Genomic DNA, 790 nt, shown 5'->3' on the forward strand with positions numbered 1-790 from the left:
CATGTGGTTCGTTGGTTCATCCATAAGCAGGATGTTTGGCTTGTGCATCATGATCTTACCAAGAAGCATACGACCTTGTTCACCACCAGAGATAACCTTTACAGATTTCTTAATGTCGTCTTGACCAAACAACATTCGACCTAGGAAACCACGAACAACCTGCTCGTCTTCGCCTTCTTGGCGCCATTGGCTCATCCAATCAAACAAGTTCATGTCTGTCTCGAAATCGTGTGCGTGATCTTGAGCGTAGTAACCGATGTTTGAGTTTTCAGACCACTTGTACTCACCAGTACGTGGCTCAAGAGCGCCAGCTAGTGTGTTAAGTAGTGTTGTTTTACCCACACCGTTTTCACCAATGATAGCAACACGCTCACCTACTTCGAAAATACCGTCGAACTTGTTGTATAGGTCTTCTTCAAAACCTTGAGATAGGTTTTCAACCACAAGTGCGTTACGGAATAGCTCTTTAGACTGTTCGAAACGGATGAATGGGTTTTGACGGCTAGACGCTTTAACTTCGTCTAGTTGGATCTTATCGATCTGCTTAGCACGAGACGTTGCTTGCTTCGCTTTAGATGCGTTAGCAGAGAAACGAGATACGAACGTTTGAAGTTCAGCAATTTGTGCTTTCTTCTTAGCGTTGTCAGACAGTAGACGTTCACGAGCTTGAGTCGCAGCCGTCATGTACTCATCGTAGTTACCTGGGAATAGACGAAGTTCGCCGTAATCAAGGTCAGCCATGTGTGTACAAACAGAGTTTAGGAAGTGACGGTCGTGCGAAATGATGATC

At 45.1% G+C, this 790-nt stretch carries 1 protein-coding gene; it reads right to left on the reverse strand.

Annotated elements, in window-relative coordinates:
* A partial coding sequence (locus AB4653_RS17605; protein ID WP_372104854.1) for an ATP-binding cassette domain-containing protein occupies positions 1-790 on the reverse strand: 790 nt, incomplete at both ends.

Origin of the sequence: Vibrio sp. 10N.222.48.A3 (assembly GCF_041475345.1) — a bacterium.
GTDB classification, from domain to species: domain Bacteria; phylum Pseudomonadota; class Gammaproteobacteria; order Enterobacterales; family Vibrionaceae; genus Vibrio; species Vibrio tasmaniensis_A.